We start from the raw sequence: 1,465 nt of genomic DNA on the forward strand, positions 1-1,465 counted from the left end.
ACATTGGAGTAAAATGCTCCATATGTTTAATGAGTCTGGCATCCGAAAGGATGCCATTTGTTTTGCCCTAACGGGTGAACATTAAGCGCTTACTTAATAATAACTCATTTTGGGTGGGAGATTATAAATACTTATTTCAATGCAAAATAGATTGCCTTCGTATTGCGAGAATAATAACATAGTTGCAGAATCGCTAGAAGAATTAGATTCTGTAGATTTAAGAGCGTTGTATTATGAAGTTACAATGGAATAGGGGTAAATGCATGAAAAGAAAGAACATATTTTTAGCGATGATTTTATTTACAATCGCATTGATTTCAATGGTTTTGATTCGCTACAAAAATGATAGTCAAGGCGAAATGGCTGAAAAAAGCTACGATGAATTTTATTATGTTCTAACTGATGATTCAGATGTAATTTTTGAAGAGAAAAAGCTTAAATCAGCGGCAGTTTATTACAATTTAATAACAGACAGTTCGATTACAGAAAATGATTTAAAAAATTCTTTCAAAAATAAAGATGAATTATATGAAGACTATATAGAAAAATATAATGAATATGCTGTTGAAGCGGTTAGAGATGCTCTTGATTTAATTGCAAGAAGGGAATTTGATTGCTTTTTCTATTCAGCGCTGTCTGAAAAGCAGCAGACAGCAATTGAAAATATTTTATATGCAAATCAAGATCTTGTAGATTCATATTACGGTGATAAAAAAGTAAATATTTATGATTTGAGTTACGCACAACAGTTGGAGTTCTATAACCTCTATTGTAATCCTGATTATGTAATTGATGACGCAAAAATGGATGTGGCAGAGGTTAATTGGATGCTTATGGATTACCCTGAAATTCAATCAGAATGGGCAGATATTTCTGATGAAATTATAGTAGGACAATTTAGTGGACGTGAAGTCGATAGTAGTATTAAGTTCGATGAAGAGGAGTTGGAATATAAAGCATTTAATTATAACTTGGATAGTGAATCGGATGTTACAGTAAAAGATCTTGAAGATGCTTGTATTAGCAGAAATGATTTATGCGATGATTTTTTGTGCGTTAATCTAAAAAATACAAAAAAAATAGAAAGCACATTTTTCAATTTAGTTTTTTGGGAAGATAATAATAAAATATGGAGAGATTTAGATGAAAAAGAAAAAAGAGATATAGAAAAAATATATCTAAGAGCCCAGGAAATTGTTGCCGACTATTATTTCGATAGAAGGGTGGATTTTTGTCAGTTATCTGGAGAGAAACAGCATGAAGTATATAAAGCATGTTTAGATTCTGAATATCAAATAGATGAGTCTATAATGGGGCCACGAAATTACTATTCCGAGAAACCTAAATTTGTAAGGCGCGGTACTATAACTTATATCAATGGCAATAATATTGTTGTAGAAAATCAGCATAATGAAGGAATAAAAGAATACGAAGGTAAGTATTATGACCTTTCAGGATTAAAGGA

The 1,465-nt window shown here is 31.1% G+C and carries 1 protein-coding gene; it reads left to right on the plus strand.

What is annotated here, in order from left to right; genetic code table 11:
• Positions 1-263 precede the first annotated feature (263 nt).
• On the plus strand, positions 264-1,465 hold a 1,202-nt coding region (locus tag BLR54_RS14790), incomplete at its 3' end, for a hypothetical protein (RefSeq protein ID WP_143008468.1).

This window comes from Pseudobutyrivibrio sp. YE44 (assembly GCF_900104335.1).
Taxonomy (GTDB): Bacteria; Bacillota; Clostridia; order Lachnospirales; family Lachnospiraceae; genus Pseudobutyrivibrio.